Genomic DNA, 22,736 nt, shown 5'->3' with positions numbered 1-22,736 from the left:
CTGTAAGCTCAGGCCGCAGACTACGCACGCGACAATAGTAATCGCGCATGCTGTCCGGACCAAGAGTTCAAGAGCCCCGCGCACAGGATTCCCTGCCCGCTGAACTCCTTGCTTCCAGGCGCCAGCGCCAAGAGCCTTGCAGCGCTAAAGTCCTAAAATCGGCTGGCTCTAGGGCCGGCTGGCTGCTGACTGGCAAGAGTCTCCAGGGCCGGTTGCGTTACCCAAAGACTACCTAAAGAGTAACAAGCCAAGTTCGGTTTAGCGATAACCAGCGATTCTAGCATGGTCATGGCTATTTTGACTACCGGGGGAACAGTCTGGCGCCCTGCCCTCGCACCATCATGCCGCGCATCGACGGCCAGGATTGCCAGACCATCCGTCCCCGTATGGCTTCAGCCCTTGGAACCCTTGCGGATCCAGGCTTCCAGCTGGTGCGGACGCAGGCTGTCGTAATCCTCGAACGGCTGGTGGATCCAGGGGTTGGTCGGCAGCTTGTCGACGTAATAGTCGGGCTGCGCCTGGGAATGCCCCTTCCACCACAGCACGGCGCTGCGCAATTCGGTGATGTCGGCGAACTGGCTCTTGAGGTGGTCGTACACCTTCATGAACGTCTTGCCGGTATCCACCATGTCGTCCACCAGCAACACCCGCCCGGACAGCGTGCCGCGCGTAATGGTGATGAACTGCGCGATATCCATATCGCCCTGCTTGGTGCCCGCAGCTTCGCGGTAGCTGCTGGTCGCCAGAATGCCCAACGGCACATCAAAAATGCGGGACATGACGTCGCCCACGCGCATGCCACCACGCGCCAGGCACAGAATCTTGTCGAACTCCCAACCGGACTGATGCACCTGCAAGGCCAGGCGCTCGATCAAGCGGTTGTAGTCGTCCCACGTCACCCACAGATGGCTATCGTCACTGGTTGGCGCGCTCATAGGCAAGGATCTCCTGCGTGAAAATACGAAAAGGCCGCCGCCGGTAGGAGACCGGCGGCGGCCTTGCGAATGATAACCCGATGTCAGCCCTTCAGGGGATGACGCAGCACAATGGTTTCGTTGCGGTCGGGACCGGTCGACACCAGGTCTATCGGCACGCCGCAGACTTCGGCCACGCGCTCCAGGTAGCGACGGGCGGCCTCGGGCAGCTTGTCGTACTCGGTGATGCCGACGGTGGATTCGCTCCAGCCCGGCAGTTCTTCCAGCACCGGCTGGGCTTGCGCCACGGCATGCGCGCCGTACGGCAGCACGTCGCGGAATTCACCGTTGACACGGTAGCCCACGCCCAGCTGGATGGTTTCCAGGCCGTCGAGCACGTCCAGCTTGGTGATGCACAGGCCGGTGATGCCGTTCAGGCGGACCGAGCGCTTGAGCGCGGCGCCGTCGAACCAGCCGCAGCGGCGCGGACGGCCGGTGACCGAACCGAATTCCTTGCCGATGGTGGCCAGGCGGGTGCCGATCTCGTCGACCAGTTCCGTGGGGAACGGGCCCGAGCCGACGCGCGTGGTGTAGGCCTTGGTGATGCCCAGGACGTAGTCCAGCGACTGCGGACCGACGCCGGCGCCCGCCGAGGCGGCGCCAGCGACGCAGTTGCTGCTGGTGACGTACGGGTAGGTGCCATGGTCGACGTCCAGCAGCGCGCCCTGCGCGCCTTCGAACAGCAGGCGCTTGCCTTCCTGCTGCATGGTGAACAGCGTGCTGGAGACGTCCGCGACCATCGGGGCGATCGCCGGCGCCAGCGCCATGGCCTGATCACGCACTTCGTTGGCCGAAACGGCTTCGGCGCCCAGGTACTGGGTCAGCACGAAGTTGTGGTAATCCAGCACTTCGGCGAGCTTTTCGTCGAACAGCGCGGGGTTGAACAGGTCCTGCACGCGCAGGGCGCGGCGGGCGACCTTGTCTTCGTAGGCCGGGCCGATGCCGCGACCGGTGGTGCCGATCTTGCCATCGCCCTTGCGCGCCTCACGGGCCTTGTCGACGGCCACGTGGTACGGCAGGATCAGCGGGCAGATCTCGGAGATGCGCAGACGCGAACGCACGTCCAGGCCGGCGGCCTCGAGCTCTTCGATTTCCTTGAGCAAGGCTTCCGGCGACAACACCACGCCGTTGCCGATGAAGCAGGTGACGCCGGGATGCATGATGCCCGACGGGATCAGGCGAAGAATCGTCTTCTTGCCATTGATCCACAGCGTGTGGCCGGCATTGTGACCGCCCTGGAAGCGGACCACGCCCTGGACGGATTCCGCCAGCCAATCGACGATCTTGCCCTTGCCCTCGTCACCCCACTGGGTGCCGATTACGACTACGTTCTTGCTCATGTTACGAATCAATATCGAGTTTCTCGGGAAATCCGGAAATCTCCCCGCGGCCCTCTCGTTGCCGAGAGGGAGTTAGTCACAGCGTTCTGACCGTCCAGGCGCCATCCTGCAGCGCCAGCTCGCGATCGCAAACGAATTCGTCCTGATCCTGCTCGTGACCGGGCAATACCTGAACGACGATTTCCCCTGACCGGCGCAGGCGGCGGACCGCCTCGGTCAGGGCGGGGGCTTGCCCCCAGGGCGCGCGAACCGCACGCGCCCGTTCCGCCGGCGGCAAACCCGCCGCCAGCTTGCGTAAATCCAGACTGAAGCCGGTGGCTGGACGCGCGCGTCCGAACGCCAGGCTGACATCGTCATAGCGGCCGCCGCGCACCAGCGCATCGCGCCAGCCTTCGGCGTACAGCGCGAACTTGATGCCGGAGTGGTAGCCGTAGCCATCCACGTCGGCCAGGTCGACGCCCACATCGACATTGGCCATGCCATCCACCAGCACCTGCAGCGCATCCAGCGCCGCGACGACGCCGGGCAGCAGCGGCAAATCGTGACGGGCCCGCTTCAGCACTTCGGGTCCGCCATAGAGCTTGGGCAGCAGTTGCAGCGCCTTGAGCGTTTCGGCCCGCATGCCGGCGGTGCGCGCGGCCAATTCGGTCAGGCCCGGCACGTCTTTTTCGCGCATCAGCCGGATGACGTCCTGCGACACCGCGGCGGCGGCCGGATCGGATTCGACGATGGCGCGCAGCACGCCCGGATGGCACAACACCAGGCGCGGATTGCGCACACCGGCAATGGCCACGGTTTCCAGCACCAGCTGGACGATTTCGAGGTCGGCCTCGAAGCCCGCATGGCCGTAGATCTCGGCGCCGATCTGCAGCAGCTCGCGGCTGGACAGCAGGTCCGCCGGGCGGGCGTGCAGCACGTTGCCGCAGTAGCACAGGCGGGTCACGCCGGCGCGGTTCAACAAGTGCGCGTCGATGCGCGTGACCTGGGGAGTCATGTCGGCGCGTACGCCCAGCGTGCGGCCCGACAGCTGGTCGACCAGCTTGCAGGTACGCAGATCCAGATCGCTGCCGGTGCCGGACAGCAATGAATCGATGTACTCGACCAGGGGCGGCGCGACTAGCTCGAAGCCGTAAGTACGGTACAGATCGAGAAGTTCGCGGCGCAATTCCTCGATGCGCCGGGCCTCTGCCGGAAGTACGTCGGCAAGGCTCTCGGGCAGCAACCAGTTACCCATGAATGTTTACCTGAATAACGCCTAGAGATGCGTGGGCGTCGCCCAAACGAAAAAGCGGCTGAGGGGGCGTAAGCCCGCTCAGCCGCTGCGGAATGTTTTCTAGCTTACGCGGTATTGTACATGGTTCAGCCAGCAGCGCCAGCCGGACCATCCCCCACCGTGTAACCGTCCCCGATTGCCCTCCCGCCCATCGCGCCGACGGAAAAAAGCCCCTTGGAAAACCAAGGGGCCTGGGGCTGGCGCGAGCGCCGCTGGCCTTATTTGGCGGGCACGGTTACCGGAGCCAGCGCCTGTCCGGTGGGGTCCTTCATGAACTGGAAGAAGCTGGAGCTGGGGTCGACCACCAGCACGTCGCCCGGCTTCGAGAACGAGGCACGGTAGGCTTCCAGGCTCTTGTAGTACGTATAGAACTGCGGGTTCTTGCCGTAGGCCTGCGAATAGATCGCGGCGGCCGCGGCATCGCCCTCGCCCATGATCGTCTGGGCCTTGGCGTAGGCCTGGGCCACGATCACTTCGCGCTGGCGGTCGGCTTCGGCGCGGATCTTCTCGCCCTCGGCGGCGCCGATCGAGCGCAGCTCGTTGGCGACGCGGGTACGTTCGGCTTCCATGCGGCGGTACACCGATTCCGAAATCTCGGGCGCGAATTCGATGCGGCGCAGGCGCACATCGACGATCTGCACGCCCAACGGCTCGGCGCGCTTGGCCACGTTAGTGAGGATCTCGGCCATGATCTTGTCGCGTTCGGTCGAGACCACGTCGCGCACCGTGCGCACGTTGACCGATGCGTTGAGCGCGTCGCGGATCTGCGCTTGCAGGCGTTCCTGCGCGGCGCGTTCGTTGCCGCCGAAGGTCACGTAGTACAGGCGGGGATCCGCGATGCGCCACTTGACGTACGAGTCGATCAGCAGGTTCTTCTTTTCGGAAGTCTGGATGCGCTCGGCTTCGTTGGTTTCGATGGTCAGGATGCGCTTGTCCAGCGTCACCACGTTCTGGAACGGCGGCGGCGCCTTGAAGTACAGGCCGGGCTCGCTGATGACCTTGCGCACTTCACCCAGCGAGAACACCAGGGCGTAGTCGCGCTCGCGCACCACGAACACGCAGGAAGAAAGGGCGGCCAGCACGATGAGCAGGCCGACCAGGATGGGCATAAGACGTTGCATGATCAGAAATCCTCCGGGTTAGCGCGACTGGCGGTCGCGGGGCAGCGCGTTGCTATTGCTGCTGCCGGAGGGTTGCGGAACCGGCGCCACGTTGCCGCGGAGCGGCGGCTGGGCGGGCGGATTGATCAGGGTCGACGAACCGGCGCTGCCGGCCGCGGACTTGCTGGCGTCCTGCGCGGCCAGATGCATGATCTTGTCCAGGGGCAGGTACAACATGTTGTTGTTGCTCTTGGTGTCGACCATGACCTTGCTGGCGCGGGTGAAGATCTCCTGCATGCTTTCGAGGTACATGCGCTGGCGCATGACCTGCGGCGCCTTCTCGTATTCGGCCAGGATGCTGGTGAAGCGCGCGGTATTACCCTGCGCATCGCCCGTCACCTTGGCGCGGTAGCCTTCGGCCTGCTCCATCATGCGCGAAGCCTGGCCGCTGGCCAGCGGCACGACCTGGTTGGCATAGGCCTGGCCTTCGTTGATCTGGCGTTCGCGGTCCTGGCCGGCCTTGACGGCGTCGTCGAACGCGGCCTGCACCTGTTCGGGCGGCTGCACGTTCTGGATGGCGACCGTGCTGACCTGCACGCCGGTCTGGTAGCGGTCGAGGATCTGCTGCATCAGCGCCTGGACCTGGCTGGCGACCGTGGTCCGGCCTTCGTACAGCACGAAGTCCATGGACTGCTTGCCGACCACTTCGCGCATGGCGGTTTCAGACGCCTGGCGCACGGAATCGTCCGGGTCGCGCGTCATGAAGAGGTAGTCGGGCGCGCCATCGGCACGCAGGCGGTACTGCACGACGAACTGCATGTCGACGATGTTCTCGTCCGTCGTGAGCATCAGCGCCTCGGGCAGCACCTTGTTGCGGGCGCCGCCACGGAAACCGACCTCGAACGTGCGCAGTTGCGACACGTTGACCATTTCATGGCTCTGGATGGGGTAAGGCAGGCGCCACTGGAAGCCGGCTTGCGAAGTGCTCTTGTATTTGCCGAACTGCGTGACGACGGCGACCTGGCCTTCCTGCACGATGTAGAAACCGCTGGCCGCCCAGATGCCGACCGCGACCAGGGCGATCACCCCCAGCCCGATGCGCGCACCCCGCGGTGACGGCGGCGTCATGCCGCCGCGATTGCCGCCAGGGCGATTGTTACCGCCCCCGCCCTTGCGGCCGAACAACGATCCGATGCGATTATTGAAATCGCGCCAGACCTCGTCGAGGTCGGGCGGACCGTCTCCGTTGCCTTGGGGCCGCTTGGGCGGCGGCTCGGAGCCATTATTGTTTCCACGACCCCAGCCGGGGTCATTCAGATTGAAGAGTTTGATAATTCGAGGCATTGTTTCCCACAATCTGTCCGGTCTCCGCAATTGCCCCGCGCAACGCGTCCAAACCGGCGCGCTCGGTGGCGCTTACAAATACTCGCGCAATCGTACCATGGGCATCACGCTCCGCCCGGGGTTCCAGGCCAGCGCGGTCGATCTTGTTGTATACCAGAATGGTGGGAATCGCGGCAGCGCCGATTTCGGCCAGGACCTTGTTGACCTCGAAGATCTGTTCATCGCGCTGCGGACTGGCGGCGTCGACCACGTGCAGCAGCAGATCCGCGTGCACGGTCTCTTCCAGGGTGGCGCGGAACGCCGCGATCAGGTCATGCGGGAGGTCGCGGATGAAACCCACGGTGTCCGATACCACCACGTTGCCCGCCCCTTCGATCCAGATGCGACGGGTGGTCGTGTCCAGCGTGGCGAACAACTGGTCGGCGGCGTAGGTATCGGCCCGGGTCAAGGCATTGAACAATGTCGACTTGCCGGCGTTGGTGTACCCCACCAGCGACACCGACAAGGCACCGCCGCGGGCCCGCGCGCGCCGCTGCGTGACGCGCTGGCGCTCGACGCGATCGAGGCGTTCGCGCAGCGTCTTGACCTTGGCGCCGATCATGCGGCGGTCCATTTCAAGCTGGGATTCACCAGGGCCGCGCATGCCGATGCCGCCGCGCTGCCGTTCCAGGTGGCTCCACATGCGGGTCAGGCGCGTGGCCAGGTGCTGCAACTGGGCCAGTTCGACCTGCAGCTTGCCTTCGTGGCTCTTGGCGCGCAGCGCGAAGATATCCAGGATCAACGCCACGCGGTCCACCACGCGCAGGTTGAATACCCGTTCCAGGTTGCGCTGCTGGGCGGGCGACAAGGGCTGGTCGAACAGCACGATGTCGGCCAACAGCGCCTGGGCCATGCCCACGCCTTCGTCGGCCTTGCCGGAACCGATGAAGAACTTGGCGTCGGGACGGTCGCGGCGGGCCGTGAGCGTGCCGACGATTTCCGCGCCGGCGCCCTTGGCCAGCATGGCGAATTCCTCGGCGTGGGCCGTGAAGTCGGGATCACCCAGATCCACGCTGATGATCAGTGCGCGCATACATGCACCATTTTGGAGCCAAAGCGAAAATGCCCGCCGACGTCGACCGTCCGGCGGGCAATAAAAGGTACTGCGGGAGCGAGATTACTCAGCAGGGACTTCCACCTGGAAATTCACGGCGCGGGCGGGAACGACGGTGGAAATGGCGTGCTTGTAGACCATTTGCGTGACCGTGTTACGCAGCAGCACCACGTATTGGTCGAAGGATTCGATTTGCCCTTGAAGCTTGATACCGTTCACCAGGTAGATCGACACCGGCACATGATCCTTGCGCAGCGTGTTCAGGAACGGATCTTGCAGAGTTTGCCCTTTATTGCTCATTGGCCAGGCTCCATTTGTTTGTTATTGGGTGATGACGCGCTTTTTACAGGTGGGGCACGCCGAAACATGTACTCTACAGGGTTTTCCCGGCCCGTGCTACTTGTGTCGGATGCAAAAGATGACACCAGAGTTTTCCGCCGGAAAGGCCCTTCAGCCGGGGTTCAGACGACCTCGGCCAGCGCCTTCAGCAGCAACTCGCACTGGGCGTCGGTTCCCACCGTAATACGCAGAAACTGGTCGATGCGCGGCAGGCGGAAATGCCGCACGATGATGCTGCGTTCGCGCAGGCCGGCCGCCAGCTCGGCGGCGTCGCGCGACGCATGCCGGGCGAACACGAAGTTGGCGCTGGACGGCAGCACCTCGAAGCCCAGCGCCTGCAGGCCCGCCGTCATCCGCCCGCGGGTCTGGATCACCGCCTGGCGGGTCTGCTCGAAATACTCGACATCCTCGAGCGCCGCGACCGCGCCGGCCGAGGCCAGCCGATCCACGGGATAGGAGTTGAAGCTGTTCTTGACCCGCTCCAGGCCATCGATGAGTTCCGGGCTGCCCACCGCGAAACCGACCCGCAGGCCCGCCAGCGAACGCGACTTGGACAGCGTCTGGATGACCAGCAGATTGTCGTAGCGTTCGGTCAGCGGAATCACCGATTCGGCGCCGAAATCGACATAGGCCTCGTCCACCACCACCACGGTGTCCGGATTGCCGGCCACCACGCGCTCGATCTCGGCCACGCTCAACGCGCGGCCGGTGGGCGCATTGGGATTGGGGAAGATGATGGCGCCGGCCTGGCCGCGGCGGCCCGGCAGGTAGTCTTCGACGTCGATGCGGAAATCGTCGGTCAGCGGCAGGGTCTCGTAGTCGATGCCGTACAGGCCGCAATAGACCGGATAGAAGCTGTAGGTGATGTCCGGAAAGCGCAGCGGGCGTTCATGCTTGAGCAGCGCCAGAAAGGCGTGCGCCAGCACTTCGTCGGAACCGTTGCCCACGAACACGCGCGTCGGCGCCACGCCCACCGCCTTGGCCACCGCCTGGCGCAGTCGGTCGGACGACGGATCGGGATAGAGCTTGAGCGTGTCGTCGCACGCCGCGCGGATCGCCTCGAGCACCTTGGGCGACGGCCCGTAGGGGTGCTCGTTGGTGTTCAGCTTGACCAGGTTCTGAAGCTTGGGCTGCTCGCCCGGCACATACGGACTGAGCGTCCCGACCACGGGACTCCAGAAACGGCTCATGGATCAGCTTTCCTGCGCGTAGGGGTTGTGCGAAGACTTGAATTCGATCCGCAGCGGCGTGCCGGCCAGGTCGAACGCGTTGCGGAAACGGGTTTCCAGGTAACGGCGGTACGAATCCGGCACCGCGTCCAGCGCGTTGCCGTGGATGACCACCAGCGGGGGATTCTGGCCGCCCTGGTGCGCATAGCGCATCTTGGGACGGAAGATGCCCTTGCGGGGCGGCGGCTGCTGCTCGACGGCGGCCTGCAGTTCGCGCGTCAGCTTGGGCGTGGAGAGCTTGGCGAAGGCGGCGGCGTGGGCGGCGTTGACAGACTTGAGCAGCGGCTTGATGCCCTGGCCGCGCAAGGCCGAGATGGTGTGCACGCGGGCGAACGACAGGAAGCGCAGCTTGCGCATGAATTCGCGTTCGATGCGTTCCTTTTCCTCGCCGTCCAGGCCATCCCACTTGTTGACGGCCACGACCACGGCGCGGCCGGTTTCCAGCACGAAGCCGGCGATGTGGGCGTCCTGCTCGGAGATCTCGGTCTGCGCGTCCAGCATCAGCAGCACCACGTTGCTGGCCTCGATGGCCTGCAGCGTCTTGATGACGGAGAACTTCTCGACCGCCTCGAACACCTTGCCGCGCTTGCGCAGGCCGGCGGTGTCGATCAGCGTGTAGCGGCGGCCGTCGCGCTCGAAGTCGATCTCGATGGCGTCGCGCGTGGTGCCGGGCATGTCGAACGCGATCACGCGTTCTTCGCCCATCAGCGTGTTGATCAGCGTGGATTTGCCGACATTGGGACGACCCACGATGGCCAGCTTGATGCGGTGATCGTGCTCGCCCTCTTCGGCGGGTTCTTCTTCCTCGGCCGGCGGCTCGGCCAGGTCCTGCAGGGCCAGTTCGATCAGGTCGACGATGCCGTCGCCGTGCGCCGCCGAGATGGGATAGGGTTGCCCCAGGCCCAGCTCGTGGAATTCGGCGATGGCGGCGCCCGCGCCCATGCCTTCCGCCTTGTTCACCGCCAGCAGCACGCGCTGCTGCCCCGACTTGCGCAGCAGCGTGGCAATCTCGTGGTCATGCGCGTTCAGGCCGGCGCGGGCGTCCACCAGGAACACCACGACGTCGGCCTCGGCGATGGCCTGCCGGGTCTGGCGCGCCATTTCCAGCAGGATGCCGTCCTTGGCGACCGGTTCGAAACCACCCGTATCGATGACGATGAAGGGGATCTCGCCCACCCTGCCCTCGCCGTAATGGCGATCGCGGGTCAGGCCGGAAAAATCGGCCACCAGCGCGGCGCGCGATCGCGTCAGGCGATTGAATAGGGTCGATTTCCCCACATTGGGGCGGCCGACCAGGGCAACGACAGGCTTGAAAGACACGGTGTAAGGCTTTGTTCTTGAGGGTTTAGTTGGTGCCGATCAGGACGAGATTGCCATTGCCCGTCTGGACCAGCACACCTTGGGAAGTCGTCTGCGGCGGCGAGACCACGGCGCCACCGCCCACGGACAGGCGCGCCATCAGGCTGCCATCGCTGCGCGACAGGAAATGCACGTAACCGTCCAGGTCGCCGACCGCGAGCGCGCCGCCCAGCAGGGCCGGAGCGGTGAGCTGGCGGTTCTTCAGCGCGGCCTGCTTCCAGACGTTGCCGCCGTTGTCGAGCGCGAAAGCGTTGACCACGCTGTTCTGGTCGGCCGAGTAGGCAAAGCGCTGGTCCAGGACCATGCCGCTGACGCTGGAGAAGTCCTTGGCCCAGATCGGACGGCCGCCGGCCGTGACGTCAAAGCACACGATACGCCCTTGATAGGCCACCGCGCAAAGCAGGTTGCCGGCAATCTGGGGCGAGCCGACCACGTCGGTCAGGCGTTCCAGGTCGCTGGCGCCGCGCGGGGTGGCGACGGTGCCTTCCCATTGCACGTTGCCGCTGTCGGAGGCGATGGCCATCAGCTTGCCGCCCGGCAGGCCGGTGATGACGAGGCCTTCGGCCAGCACCATCTGCGCGGCGCTGCGCAGGGCCAGCGCCGGGCCGGGGCGCTGCACGCTCCAGAGGCGTTCGCCGTTGTTGGCATCGAAGGCCTGGATGCGGTAGTCGCCGCTGCGGACCACGACGATGCCATACCCCACCACCGGCGAGATATTGACGTCGCTGGTGGCGCGCACCTTCCACTTGACCTTGCCGCTGTCGTCGAATGCGACCACGTCGCCATCGGGCGAAGCCACGGCGGTGGTGGTGCCATCGCTGCCGGCGCCCGCCGTCAGCTTCACGCCCGCCTGCGACTTCCAGATGGGACGGCCGCTTTGCAGGTCGAACTTGCCGACCGAGCCGTCGGGGGTGGCGGCGTAGACCGCATTGTTCAGCACGGTGGGCGCGAAGCCCAGGCCGGAGCCACTGCCGATCGAGGTCGACCAGACCTGGCGCACCGACATGCCGGCCTTGTATTCAGTCAGGGGAGCGGGGTCGTAGCGGCCATCGTCATGGGAAAACAGGCCGCAGCCGCCCAGGGCCAGCAGGCCCGTCAGGCATACCGCGCCACGCCACGTCGTACGACCAAAAGCAAATTTACGCATTACAGTCACGCTCCGCTCAGGGCATCCAGTTTCAGTTGCACGACCTGGGTCAGCGGATTCGCCGTGCCCAGGCCATCGATGGCGCTTTGCCACGCGGCACGCGCTTCATCGCGCTTGCCTTGCGCCGCGAGGATATCGCCACGGCGGTCGGCGAACAAGGCGGCAAAGGCGGCCGGCGCATTGTTCAGCTGTGCCAGCGCGGCGTCGTACTGCTTCTGGTCGAGCAACAGGCCCGCCAGGCGCAGCCGGGCCACGGCCTGCATCGAGGGGTTCTTGGACTGGCCGGCCAGCCATTCGAGCTGCTGGCGCGCGCCGTCGACGTCCTTCTGGGCCTGCAGCGCCTGGGCCGCCACCAGCGCGCCGCGGGTGGCGTAGCCGGTCGAGCCGTATTGCTCGCGCAGGGTCGCCGCCGCGGCCTTGATGCGCACCGACGAATCGGCGCCGCCCAGGCGGGCCGCGTCTTCGAGCGCCTCGAAATAGCCCATGGCCTGGTTGGCCTTGTGCGATTGGTAGGCCTTCGCGCCCCACCAGCCGCCCCAGGCCAGCGCCACGGCGGCCACCAGCAGCATCACCAGGGTGCCGTAACGGGCCCACCACGCCTTGATCGCGTCGAGTTTTTCCTGTTCTTCCAGATCGTATGCCATGCTAACCCTTGAGATTCAATACGTCGGCCAAGCCCGCCAACGGGACTTGCTGCTGCGCGCCATCGCCTTGGGCGTCGGCGCGCAGGAATTTGATGCTGGCGGTCTGCGAAGCCACTTCATCGGCGCCAAGGATAACCGCAACCCGGGCGCCGCTGGCGTCCGCGCGCTTGAATTGGGACTTGAAGCTGGCGGCGCCGGCATGCACCACCACCGCCAGGCCGGCGTCGCGCAGGTCTTCACCGACGCGGGCGGCCAGGCGCTGCGCGTCTTCGCCCTGGTGCACGACATAGACGTCGCACTCGGCCGGCGCTTCGACCTGCACGCTCTGCTCCCACAGATCCAGCAGGCGTTCCATGCCAATGGCGAAGCCCACGGCCGGCGCGGGCTTGCCGCCCAGCAGTTCGATCAGGCCGTCATAGCGGCCGCCGCCGCACACCGTGCCCTGGGAACCCAGGCGGTCGGTGACCCATTCGAAGACGGTCAGGTTGTAGTAGTCGAGCCCGCGCACCAGGCGCGGGTTGAGGCGGTATTCGATGCCGGCGTCGGTCAGGCGCTGGCACACGCCGTCGAAGTGCGCGCGCGATTCCTCGCCCAGGAAGTCGAACAGGCGCGGGGCGCTGTCGGCCATTTCCTGCATGGCGGGGTTCTTGGTGTCCAGCACGCGCAGCGGGTTGGTATACAGGCGGCGCTTGCCGTCCTCGTCCAGGATGTCGACGTGCTTTTCCAGGTGCGCGATCAGGGCGGCGCGGTGCGCGGCGCGCTCGGCCGGCTGGCCCAGCGAATTCAGTTCGAGGCGCACGTCGGTCAGGCCCAGCAGCTTCCACAGGCGGGCCAGCATGACGATCAGTTCGGCGTCCACATCGGGGCCGGCGAAGCCCAGGGCCTCGACGTCGATCTGGTGGAACTGGCGGTAGCGGCCGCGCTGCGGGCGCTCGTGGCGGAACACCGGGCCGATCGAGTAGACGCGCTGCGGGCGGTCGTACAGCAGGTTGTGCTCGATCGAGGCGCGCACGATGCCGGCGGTCATCTCGGGCCGCATGGTCAGCGATTCGCCGTTGAGCGCGTCGGTGAACGTGTACATCTCTTTTTCGACGATGTCGGTCACTTCGCCAATGCCGCGCGTGAACAGGCGCGTATGCTCAAGCACGGGCGTACGCACATTGCGATAGCCGTAGCCGCGCAGCCAGCCGCGCACGATTTCCTCGAATTGCTCCCAGCGGGCGCTGGCCCCTGGCAGCAGGTCATTCATGCCGCGAATGGCGGCGACTTTCTGGAAAGCTTGAGTCATCTTGATCATGCCGCTCCGCGCGCCGGCAAGCGCGCCTCGCGGCCACACCCTTTCTTTTAATGAGAGGCGAGCGCGCCGTAGCGACGCGCAACGTAGTCTTCAACGATGGCCTGGAATTCTTCGGCGATGTGGTCGCCCTTCAGGGTGACCGTGCGCTCGCCGTCGACGAACACCGGCGCGGCCGGCACCTCGCCGGTGCCCGGCAGGCTGATGCCGATGTCCGCGTGGCGGCTTTCGCCAGGCCCGTTGACCACACAGCCCATGACCGCGACATTCATGCTTTCGACGCCGGGGTACTGGGCGCGCCACACCGGCATCTGCCGGCGCAGGTAGGACTGGATGCTATCGGCCAGTTCCTGGAAGAACGTGCTGCTGGTGCGGCCGCAACCGGGGCAGGCCACCACCATGGGCGTGAACGCGCGCAGGCCCATGGTCTGCAGGATCTCCTGCGCCACCACGGCCTCGCGGCCGCGGTCGCCGCCCGGTTCCGGCGTCAGCGAGATGCGGATGGTGTCGCCGATGCCCTGCTGCAGCAGCACGGCCAGCGCGGCGGTCGAGGCGACGATGCCCTTGCTGCCCATGCCGGCTTCGGTCAGGCCCAGGTGCAGCGGATAGTCGCAACGCGCCGACAGGTCGCGGTAGACCGCGATCAGGTCCTGCACGTGACTGACCTTGCACGACAGGATGATGGCATCGCGGCGCAGGCCGAGTTCCTCGGCGCGCTGGGCGTTGCTGATGGCGGACACCACCAGCGCGTCGCGCATCACCGCCTGCGCTTCCCAGGGCTGGGCGCGGCGGCTGTTTTCGTCCATCTTGCGCGCCATCAGCTCGTGATCCAGGCTGCCCCAGTTCACGCCGATGCGCACCGGCTTGTCGTAGCGGCAGGCCACTTCGATCATCTGGGCGAAGTTGTCGTCACGACGCTTGCCGCCGCCCATGTTGCCCGGATTGATGCGGTACTTGGACAGCGACTGGGCGCAGTCCGGGAATTGCGTCAGCAGCTTGTGGCCGTTGTAGTGGAAGTCGCCCACCAGCGGCACGTCCACGCCCATGCGGTCGAGCTGCTCGCGGATCGCCATGACTTCCCTGGCGGCTTCGGGCGTGTTGACGGTGATGCGCACCATCTCGGAGCCAGCCAGCGCCAATTCCTTGACCTGGATCGCCGTGGCGATGGCATCGGCGGTGTCGGTGTTGGTCATGGACTGGACCACCACCGGCGCGTCGCCGCCGATCATGACCGTGCGGTCGCCCCACTTCACCGCCACCGAACGCGTGGCGCGGCGGGGAGCCGCGCCCACGGCGGGCGGCGGCGCATCCTGGCAAGGCAGAGAGGAATCTTGCATCGGCGAAACCGGTATTTACTTGGACAGCTTGGGAAGCCAGTCGAACGCCAGCCATTGCTGCGGCAGCCAGCCCTGCCAGAAGGCATAGGCGACGCCGGCGGCAAGCACCAGCACGATGGCGATCAGCCAGCCCCAGGAGGTCGAGGACGCGCGATCATCGTCGGCGCCGGACTGGGGAATGGAATGGGCCGAATGCAGCGCTCCCGGACTCAGCTTGACCGGGCCGGTGACGCGGGCCTTGGGATCGAGCGAATCAACGATCGCCTGCGAATCGGCGCCCAGCATGCGGGCGTAGTTGCGGATCAGGCCGCGCAGCGAGACGCCGGTGGGCAGATCGCCCCACTGTTCGTTCTCGAGGGCCTCGATCTGCTTGGCCGAAAACTTGATGCGGCTGGACACTTCGTCGAGCGACCAGCCCTTGGATTGGCGCAGCGTGCGCAGCGCCGAGCCCACATTGCCCGAACCGCCCGCGCTCGCGGGCGTCTCTGAAACTGCAGAAGCGATATCCTGCGTCATGCATGCACCTGTCTAATTGGTATGGTCTGGCGCTGCGCGGCGTTCCGCTCGGTGATGCGGGTACGGTCGCGCACTTCTCCAGCCAGTTGACCACAAGCGGCGTCGATATCGTCCCCCCGGGTCTTGCGCACCGTCGTGATGATGCCGGCGTCCATCAGACGCTGGGCGAACACCTTGACGCGGGCCGAAGGCGAACGCTTCAGGCCGGAGGCGGGGAAGGGATTGAACGGGATCAGATTGAGCTTGCAGCGGATCTGGCGGGCAATGTGTATCAGTTCCTTGGCGTGCTAGTCGGTATCGTTGATGCCATCCAGCATGCAGTATTCAAACGTGATGAAGTCGCGCGGCGCGAAAGCCAGGTAGCGTTCGCACGCGGCCAGCAACTCCTTCAACGGGTATTTCCTGTTCAGCGGCACCAGCTCGTCGCGCAGCGCGTCGTTGGGCGCATGCAGCGACACGGCCAGCGCCACCGGACAGTCCTGCGACAAGCGGTCCATCATGGGCACCACGCCCGACGTGGACACCGTGACGCGGCGGCGCGACAGGCCATAGGCATTGTCGTCGAGCATCAGGCGCAGGGCCGGCAGCACCTGGTCGTAGTTGAGCAGGGGCTCGCCCATGCCCATCATGACCACGTTGCTGATGACGCGGGTGTCTTCGGTGGCGCGAGCGCCTTCCAGGCGCGCGGTGCCGACGTCGGCTTCCAGCACGCGCTTGGCCCACCACAACTGGCCGATGATCTCGCTGGTCTTGAGGTTGCGGTTGAACCCCTGGTGGCCGGTCGAGCAGAAACGGCAGTTCACCACGCAGCCCGCCTGGCTGGAGATGCACAAGGTGCCGCGGTCGTCTTCAGGAATGAAGACGGTTTCGATGGCGTTGCCCTGCCCCACGTCGAACAGCCACTTGCGGGTGCCGTCCGACGAGCGCTGCTCGGTGTTGACCGCCAGCGCCTCGATGACGCAACGGGACGCCAACTGGCCGCGGAAATCGCGGGCCAGGTCGGTCATGGCGTCGAACGAATCGGCGCCGCGCTGGTGCATCCAGCGCTGCAACTGGCGGGCGCGAAACGGCTTGCCGCCCCACTGCCCGACGAGTTCGGACAGGGCGGAGCCATCCAGCCCCAACAGGTTGATTCGTTCGACGGATTCCATGACCAGGGTATTGCTATGACGCTAAAGGAATTTCCGGGAAATCAACGGCTGTGGATGTTGATTTCGGGGAAGAAGAAAGCCACTTCGACAGCGGCCGTTTCCGGCGCGTCCGAGCCGTGCACGGCGTTGGCGTCGATGCTGTCGGCGAAGTCGGCGCGGATGGTGCCCGGGGCGGCCTTCTTGGGATCGGTGGCGCCCATCAGGTCGCGGTTCTTCTGGATGGCGTCTTCGCCTTCCAGCACTTGCACGAACACGGGGCCCGAGACCATGAAGTCAACCAGGTCCTTGAAGAAGGGGCGCTCTTTGTGGACGGCGTAGAAACGCTCGGCGTCGGCGCGCGACAGTTGGGCCAGGCGGGCGGCGATGACCTTCAGGCCGGCTTGCTCGAAGCGGGCGACGATCTGGCCGATGACGTTCTTGGCGACGGCGTCGGGCTTGATGATCGAGAGGGTGCGTTGGACGGACATGAGAACTCCAAAAACGGATACTGACTGGTTTCTATGATTGCCTGGCGTGGCCTGCGCTCGTTGGTGTCACCCTTCAAGCGGCAGCGCGCCATGGGCGCGCAAGCGACTCGGAACAACTGCGTTGACAGCGCGTTCCGGGCCGTCCCGGCCGCCTGTGCCAAGGCGGGGATTCGACACTGCCAACCCTTCGGAGTGATCCCGGGGTTGCCCCCGGGCTGTCCCACCTCGAATGCTTCGCTCGATTCATTGCGCTGAAATTCGCAGCGTTTTTTCAATGAACTTTTGGCGAAACCTCAATGAATTCAGGGACTTCTAAAAGGTTTACAGTAACCCGGTATTCTAACACGCCGATACGACCGCATTACATCTTAAAATGAGCGGTTTGCTTGCCCGTTTCCATCGACCGGGCGCCCTGTCTGCCGGAACCCTGTAATGACTCAAGCCGCTCCCCCGAACGCCGCGTCCGCCGCGACCGACTCCCCGGAACTCTCCAAGAGCTTCGAACCCGCCGAACTCGAATCCCGCTGGTACGCCGAGTGGGAAAAGCGCGGCTACTTCGCCGCGGGGTCGCACGTAAAAACGGGGACCGAAGGTCAGCCTTACGTCATCCAGTTCCCGCCGCCCAACGTGACGGGCACCCTGCACATGGGCCATGCGTTCAACCAGACCATCATGGATGGCCTGATCCGCTACCACCGCATGCTGGGCGACGACACCGTTTTCATTCCGGGGACGGATCACGCCGGCATCGCCACGCAGATCGTGGTTGAAAGACAGCTCGACGCGCAGAAGGTTTCCCGCCACGACCTCGGCCGCGAGAAATTCGTCGAAAAAGTGTGGGAGTGGAAGGAAAAGTCGGGCAACGCCATCACCGGCCAGGTGCGCCGGCTGGGCGCCTCGGCCGACTGGCCGCGCGAGTACTTCACCATGGACGACCGCATGTCGCGCGGCGTGGTGGAGACCTTCGTGCGCCTGCATAAACAGGGCCTGATCTACCGCGGCAAGCGCCTGGTCAACTGGGATCCCAAGCTGCTGACGGCCGTGTCCGACCTGGAAGTCCAGTCGGAAGAGACCGACGGCCACATGTGGCACATCCTCTACCCCTTCGTCGACGGTCCGCAGACCATCGTCGACAAGGACGGCCAGACGGTCACCCTGCGCGGCATGACCATCGCCACCACCCGCCCCGAGACCATGCTGGCCGACGGCGCGCTGTGCGTGCACCCTGAAGACCCGCGCTACAAGCACCTGGTCGGCAAGGAAGTCGAACTGCCGCTGTGCGACCGCAACATCCCCATCATCGCGGATGACTTCGTCGACCCCGAATTCGGCACCGGTTGCGTCAAGATCACCGGCGCGCACGACTTCAACGACTACGCCTGCGCGATGCGCCACGACCTGCCGCTGATCGTGATCTTCACGCTCGACGCGCACATCAACGAGAACGGCCCCAAGCAGTTCCAGGGCATGGAGCGCTACGAGGCCCGCAAGGCCGTGGTGGCCCAACTGGAAGCCGAAGGCTACCTCGTCAAGGTCGAGCCGCACAAGATGATGCAGCCCAAGGGCGACCGCACCGGCGTCGTGCTCGAGCCCATGCTGACCGACCAGTGGTTCGTCGCCATGAGCAAGCCGGCCCCCGAGGGCACGCTCAACCCGGGCAAGAGCATCACCGAAGTGGCGCTGGAGGTCGTCGCCGACGGCCGCATCCAGTTCTACCCGGACAACTGGACCACCATCTACAACCAGTGGCTCAACAACATCCAGGACTGGTGCATTTCGCGCCAACTGTGGTGGGGCCACCAGATTCCCGCCTGGTACTCGGATGACGGCCAGGTGTTCGTCGCGCACGATGAGGCCGAAGCCGTCCAGCAGGCCCGCGCCGCCGGCGTCACCGGCGAGCTCAAGCGCGATCCGGACGTGCTGGACACGTGGTTCTCGTCGGGCCTGGTACCCTTCACCACGCTTGGCTGGCCCGACAAGACGGCCGACCTGGCGCGCTACCTGCCGTCCAGCGTGCTGGTCACCGGCTTTGACATCATCTTCTTCTGGGTCGCGCGCATGGTCATGCTGACCACGCACCTGACCGGCCAGATCCCGTTCAAGCACGTCTACGTGCACGGCCTGATCCGCGACGCCGACGGCCAGAAGATGAGCAAGTCCAAGGGCAACACGCTGGATCCGGTCGACCTGATCGACGGCATCGACCTGGACGGCCTGGTGGCCAAGCGCACCTACGGCCTGATGAATCCCAAGCAGGCCGGCGCCATCGAAAAGGCCACGCGCCGCCAGTACCCGGACGGCATTCCCGCCTTCGGCACCGACGCGCTGCGCTTCACCATGGCCGCCTACGCGACCCTGGGCCGCAACATCAACTTCGACCTGAAGCGTTGCGAGGGCTACCGCAACTTCTGCAACAAGCTCTGGAACGCCACCCGTTTCGTGCTGATGAACACCGAAGGCCACGACCTCACCGGTCCGGACGCGGGCGAAACCTCGTTCGTCGACCGCTGGATCGTCAGCCAGCTACAGGCGCTGGAAGCCGACGTGGCGCGCGGCTTCGCCGACTACCGCTTCGACAACGTGGCCAACGCGCTGTACCGCTACGTCTGGGACGAATACTGCGACTGGTACCTGGAACTGGCCAAGGTGCAGATCCAGACCGGCACGCCGGCCCAGCAACTGGGCACGCGCCGCACGCTGATCCGCGTGCTGGAAGGCGTGCTGCGCCTGGCCCACCCGATCATTCCGTTCATCACGGAAGAGCTGTGGCAGAAGGTCTCGGTGGTGGCCGGCAAGCGCAAGCAAGGCGTGGCAGACAGTGTCAGCGTGCAGCCGTACCCGCAGGCCAATCCGGCCGCCGTGGACACCGCCGCCGAAGCCGACGTGGCCGAACTGAAGGCCCAGGTCGAGGCCGTGCGCGCCCTGCGCGGCGAGATGAACCTGTCGCCGGCGCAGAAAGTGCCGCTGTGCGCCCAGGGCGACGCGCCCACGCTGACGCGCAACGCCCCCTATCTGGCCGCGCTGGCCAAGCTCAGCCAGGTGGACGTGCTGGACGCCCTGCCCGACGCTGGCGCGCCGGTGCAGGTGGTGGGCGCCAGCCGCCTGATGTTGCATGTCGAGATCGACGTGGCCGCCGAGCGCGTGCGCCTGGACAAGGAAATCGCCCGCCTGGAAGGCGAGATCGCCAAGGCCAACGGCAAGCTGTCCAACGCCAGCTTCGTTGAACGCGCCCCGGCCGCCGTGGTCGAGCAGGAAAAGGCCCGCCTGGCTCAATTCGGCGAGACGCTGCAGAAGGTGCGCGAACAGCGCGGCAAGCTGGGCAACTGATCGCCCGGCAATGCGTTCATGCAAAGGGCCCCGGATCCTCTCCGGGGCTTTTTTTCGCGCGGCCTGATCGCATCGGCCTATACGCCGCCGTCGGTCATCCGGTACCAGGTGACCACGGCGTTTACGTACAGGCGGCGCAGTCCATAGAGCGGAAACGGCTTTACGGGCGACAACGGCACCGGCAGCGCCTTGGCGTCGCCGCTGACGAGGTACTGCGCCATGGCGCGGCCCATGCTGGTCTGCAGGCCCACGCCGCGCCCCTGGCAGCCGATATCCACCAGCAGCCCGGGCTGCGGCTCGTGCAGGTGCGGCAGATAGTCGCGGGTGATGGCCACGCGGCCGCACCAGCGGTACTCGAACGGCGTGCCCGCCACCTGCGGGAACATCTTCACCATCACCCGCTCCAGGTGAGCCCAGTCCTGCGGCCCCTTGGGCTCGCGGAAGGGCCCACGCCCGCCCATCAGCAGGCGGCCCTGGTGGTCCAGGCGAAAATACAGCAGCAGGTTGCGGGTATCGGACGTGACGTGGCCTTCCGGAAAGATGCCTGCGCGCAGGCGCTCCGGCAGCGGCGTGGTGGCGACCTGGAAGGTATTGGCGTCGATGATCGAGGTCTTCAAGCCCGGCAGCAGATCGGCGCCGTAGGCGTTGGTGCACATCACCACGCGGTCGGCGGTCACGCTGGCGCCGCCGGCGGTCGTGGCGGTCCACTTGCCGCCGTCGCGCTTCAGACCGGCGACTGGCGTGTCGGTATGAATCACGGCGCCGGCATTCAGGGCGGCGCGGGCCAGTCCGCGCGCATAGCTCAGCGGCTGCACCGCGCCCGCGCGGCGGTCGACCCAGCCGCCCAGGTAGCGGTCGGCCCCGATCAGCCGCGCCACCTCGGCCCGGTCCAACGGCTGCGCGTCGGCGCCATGGCGCGCCCATTGCGCGGCGCGGGCGTGCGCCAGTTCCAGCGCGGCGGGATTGTGCGCGCCCTGGATCCACCCCCTGCGCACATGCGGCACGTCCATGGCATGCCGTTCGATCAGGTTGAACACCGCGTCGGCGGTGGCGCCAGCGAAGCGCACCAGGCGTTCGCCGCGCTCGGCGCCGAACATCGAAACGAGCGCATCGGGATCGTACTTGAGGCCGGGAATGACCTGGCCGCCGTTGCGCCCCGAGCCCCCGAAGCCGATCTCGCGCGCTTCCAGCAGCACCACCCGCACGCCCTGCTCGGCCAGGTGCAGCGCGGTGCTCAGGCCGGCGTAGCCGCCGCCCACCACCAGCACGTCGGCCTGCTCGGACTGCGTCAGCGGCTGCGTGTCCGGCGGCGGCGCCGCGGTGGCGGCCCAGAGCGACGGGGAAAGCGGAAACGGCGTCTGCGACATGATGGTTCCTCACATGGGATGCAGCACGCGGCGCAGGAAATCCTGCGTGCGCGGGTGCTGCGGCTGATTCAGCACTTCACGGGCGGCGCCCTGCTCCACCATCACGCCGCCGTCAAAGAACATGACGCGGTCGGCAACCTCGCGCGCGAAGCTCATCTCGTGCGTCACGACGACCATGGTCATGCCGGCCTCGGCCAGCTTGCGCATCACGCCCAGCACGTCGCCCACCAGCTCGGGGTCGAGCGCCGAGGTCGGTTCGTCGAACAGGATCGCCTTCGGCTGCATCGCCAGGGCCCGCGCGATCGCCACGCGCTGCTGCTGGCCGCCGGACAGTTGCGGCGGATGGGCGTCGGCCTTGTCGGCCAGGCCGACACTGGCGAGCAATTCACGGCCGCGCTCCAGCGCCTGCGCGCGCGGTTCGCCCTTCACGTAGATCGGACCTTCCACCACGTTCTCCAGCGCGGTGCGATGCGGGAACAGGTTGAAGCGCTGGAACACCATCGCCACCTGCGTGCGGATGGAAACGATGGAGGCCGCATCGCAGTCCACCAGTTCGCCATCCACGGTGATGCGGCCGGCGTTGTAGCGCTCCAGCCCGTTGATGCAGCGCAGGATGGTGGACTTGCCCGAGCCGGATGGCCCGATCACGCATACGACTTCGCCCTTGCTGACCGAGGCATCGATGCCCTTGAGCACCTCCAGCGACCCGAAACTCTTGCGCACGCCCTTGAGTTCGATCATTTGGCGGCACTCCTCTTTTCCAGATGCCGCACCAGCAGGATCAGCGGCACGCACATCACCAGGTACATCAGCGCCACCAGCGAGAACACGGTGGCGTTCTTGAACGTCGACACGGCGATCAGCTTGCCTTGCAGGGCAAGCTCGGCCACCGTGATGGTGGACGCCTGCGACGAGTCCTTGAGCATCATGATCATGATGTTGCCGTAGGGCGGCAGCACGATCTTGACGGCCTGCGGCAGCACCACGCGGCGCATGGTCATGCTCCAGCTCATGCCCATCGCCATGGCCGCCTCGATCTGGCCGCGGTCGATGGCTTCGATCCCCGCGCGGAAGTTCTCGGCCTGGTAGGCCGAGTAGGCGATGCCCAGCCCGATGATGGCCGCCTGCACCGCCGTCAGCGCGATGCCCATGTCCGGCATCACGAAATAGATGTAGAACAGCAGCACGATGATCGGGATGCCGCGCAGCAGGTTGATCACGCCCGCGCTGAACTTGGACAGGTATTTGTTGCCGGAGACGCGCATCAGCGCCCACACCAGCCCCAGCAGCGTGGACAGGACCAGCGACCCGAGCGTCACCAGGATGGTGAGCTTGGCGCCCTGCAACAGGATCGGCAGGTATTCCGCCGCGTCTTTGAAGAATTCCGTCATGACTCGATTCACCCCAACTGGGCCGCCTCCGGAAACCCGGGACG

The 22,736-nt window shown here is 65.9% G+C and carries 19 protein-coding genes and 1 pseudogene; 1 reads left to right on the top strand and 19 read right to left on the bottom strand.

The features are described from left to right. Positions 1-392 precede the first annotated feature (392 nt). The 16 genes and pseudogenes from AT699_RS09885 to ndk form a co-directional block, all read right to left on the bottom strand. A complete protein-coding gene (locus AT699_RS09885) occupies positions 393-935 on the bottom strand; it encodes a phosphoribosyltransferase (RefSeq protein ID WP_006387865.1) in 543 nt (180 codons plus the stop codon). A gap of 83 nt (positions 936-1,018) precedes the next feature. Further along, positions 1,019-2,314 carry an adenylosuccinate synthase gene (locus AT699_RS09880; protein ID WP_006387864.1) on the bottom strand — a complete coding sequence of 432 codons (1,296 nt, stop codon included), beginning with the start codon at positions 2,312-2,314 and terminating at the stop codon, positions 1,019-1,021. Between the two features lie 76 nt (positions 2,315-2,390). Then, a complete protein-coding gene (locus AT699_RS09875; protein ID WP_024068354.1) occupies positions 2,391-3,548 on the bottom strand; it encodes an ATP phosphoribosyltransferase regulatory subunit in 1,158 nt (385 codons plus the stop codon). A gap of 257 nt (positions 3,549-3,805) precedes the next feature. Next, positions 3,806-4,708: a protease modulator HflC gene (gene hflC, locus AT699_RS09870; RefSeq protein WP_024068353.1), complete on the bottom strand. Its 903-nt coding sequence runs from the start codon at positions 4,706-4,708 to the stop codon at positions 3,806-3,808. A gap of 18 nt (positions 4,709-4,726) precedes the next feature. Continuing rightward, a complete protein-coding gene (hflK, locus tag AT699_RS09865) occupies positions 4,727-6,031 on the bottom strand; it encodes an FtsH protease activity modulator HflK (RefSeq protein WP_024068352.1) in 1,305 nt (434 codons plus the stop codon). Further along, complete coding sequence (hflX, locus tag AT699_RS09860; RefSeq protein WP_006387860.1) at positions 5,997-7,103, bottom strand: GTPase HflX; 1,107 nt, start codon at positions 7,101-7,103, stop codon at positions 5,997-5,999. Before hflX ends, hflK begins: the two co-directional genes overlap by 35 nt. 84 nt (positions 7,104-7,187) lie before the next feature. Next, positions 7,188-7,424 carry an RNA chaperone Hfq gene (gene hfq / locus AT699_RS09855; protein WP_006218585.1) on the bottom strand — a complete coding sequence of 79 codons (237 nt, stop codon included), beginning with the start codon at positions 7,422-7,424 and terminating at the stop codon, positions 7,188-7,190. Between the two features lie 161 nt (positions 7,425-7,585). Continuing rightward, entirely contained in the window at positions 7,586-8,653 is a 1,068-nt protein-coding gene (hisC, locus tag AT699_RS09850) for a histidinol-phosphate transaminase (protein WP_024068351.1), read from the bottom strand. 3 nt (positions 8,654-8,656) lie between these two features. Further along, positions 8,657-10,012, bottom strand: coding sequence for a ribosome biogenesis GTPase Der (der, locus tag AT699_RS09845; RefSeq protein ID WP_006387858.1), 1,356 nt, complete (start codon positions 10,010-10,012; stop codon positions 8,657-8,659). 25 nt (positions 10,013-10,037) lie between these two features. Next, positions 10,038-11,198 (bottom strand): outer membrane protein assembly factor BamB, encoded by a 1,161-nt coding sequence (bamB, locus tag AT699_RS09840; protein ID WP_006387857.1) that lies wholly within the window; start codon positions 11,196-11,198, stop codon positions 10,038-10,040. A gap of 5 nt (positions 11,199-11,203) precedes the next feature. Further along, complete coding sequence (locus AT699_RS09835; protein ID WP_006387856.1) at positions 11,204-11,842, bottom strand: YfgM family protein; 639 nt, start codon at positions 11,840-11,842, stop codon at positions 11,204-11,206. Between the two features lies 1 nt (position 11,843). Next, complete coding sequence (gene hisS / locus AT699_RS09830) at positions 11,844-13,130, bottom strand: histidine--tRNA ligase (protein ID WP_111727707.1); 1,287 nt, start codon at positions 13,128-13,130, stop codon at positions 11,844-11,846. A 56-nt stretch (positions 13,131-13,186) separates the two neighbouring features. Beyond that, complete coding sequence (gene ispG / locus AT699_RS09825) at positions 13,187-14,473, bottom strand: flavodoxin-dependent (E)-4-hydroxy-3-methylbut-2-enyl-diphosphate synthase (protein WP_024068349.1); 1,287 nt, start codon at positions 14,471-14,473, stop codon at positions 13,187-13,189. 15 nt (positions 14,474-14,488) lie between these two features. Next, on the bottom strand, positions 14,489-14,989 hold the full coding sequence (locus AT699_RS09820; protein WP_024068348.1) for a helix-turn-helix domain-containing protein: 501 nt from the start codon (positions 14,987-14,989) through the stop codon (positions 14,489-14,491). Next, positions 14,986-16,140, bottom strand: a pseudogene (gene rlmN / locus AT699_RS09815) (23S rRNA (adenine(2503)-C(2))-methyltransferase RlmN). Before rlmN ends, AT699_RS09820 begins: the two are co-directional and overlap by 4 nt. Positions 16,141-16,181: 41 nt before the next feature. After that, on the bottom strand, positions 16,182-16,607 hold the full coding sequence (gene ndk / locus AT699_RS09810) for a nucleoside-diphosphate kinase (RefSeq protein ID WP_006387851.1): 426 nt from the start codon (positions 16,605-16,607) through the stop codon (positions 16,182-16,184). A 432-nt stretch (positions 16,608-17,039) separates the two neighbouring features. On the opposite strand from ndk, the gene AT699_RS09805 reads away from it, so the two are divergent. Next, positions 17,040-19,934, top strand: coding sequence for a valine--tRNA ligase (locus AT699_RS09805; RefSeq protein WP_024068347.1), 2,895 nt, complete (start codon positions 17,040-17,042; stop codon positions 19,932-19,934). A gap of 77 nt (positions 19,935-20,011) precedes the next feature. Here AT699_RS09805 and AT699_RS09800 read toward each other — a convergent pair whose 3' ends face one another. Genes AT699_RS09800 through AT699_RS09790 form a run of 3 tightly spaced genes read right to left on the bottom strand, consistent with a single transcriptional unit; the run spans position 20,012 to position 22,692 of the window. Continuing rightward, entirely contained in the window at positions 20,012-21,301 is a 1,290-nt protein-coding gene (locus AT699_RS09800) for an NAD(P)/FAD-dependent oxidoreductase (RefSeq protein ID WP_024068346.1), read from the bottom strand. A 9-nt stretch (positions 21,302-21,310) separates the two neighbouring features. Continuing rightward, entirely contained in the window at positions 21,311-22,042 is a 732-nt protein-coding gene (locus AT699_RS09795; RefSeq protein WP_024068345.1) for an amino acid ABC transporter ATP-binding protein, read from the bottom strand. Then, the gene (locus tag AT699_RS09790) at positions 22,039-22,692 is read right to left on the bottom strand and encodes an amino acid ABC transporter permease (RefSeq protein WP_006393967.1); all 654 of its coding nucleotides are present in this window, start codon (positions 22,690-22,692) and stop codon (positions 22,039-22,041) included. Before AT699_RS09790 ends, AT699_RS09795 begins: the two co-directional genes overlap by 4 nt. Between the last annotated feature and the right edge of the window lie 44 nt (positions 22,693-22,736).

It is taken from the genome of Achromobacter xylosoxidans (genome assembly GCF_001457475.1).
GTDB lineage: Bacteria > Pseudomonadota > Gammaproteobacteria > Burkholderiales > Burkholderiaceae_B > Achromobacter > Achromobacter xylosoxidans.
The sequence above is the reverse complement of the archived record's forward strand: the minus strand, read 5'-3'. Positions and strand labels throughout refer to the sequence as shown.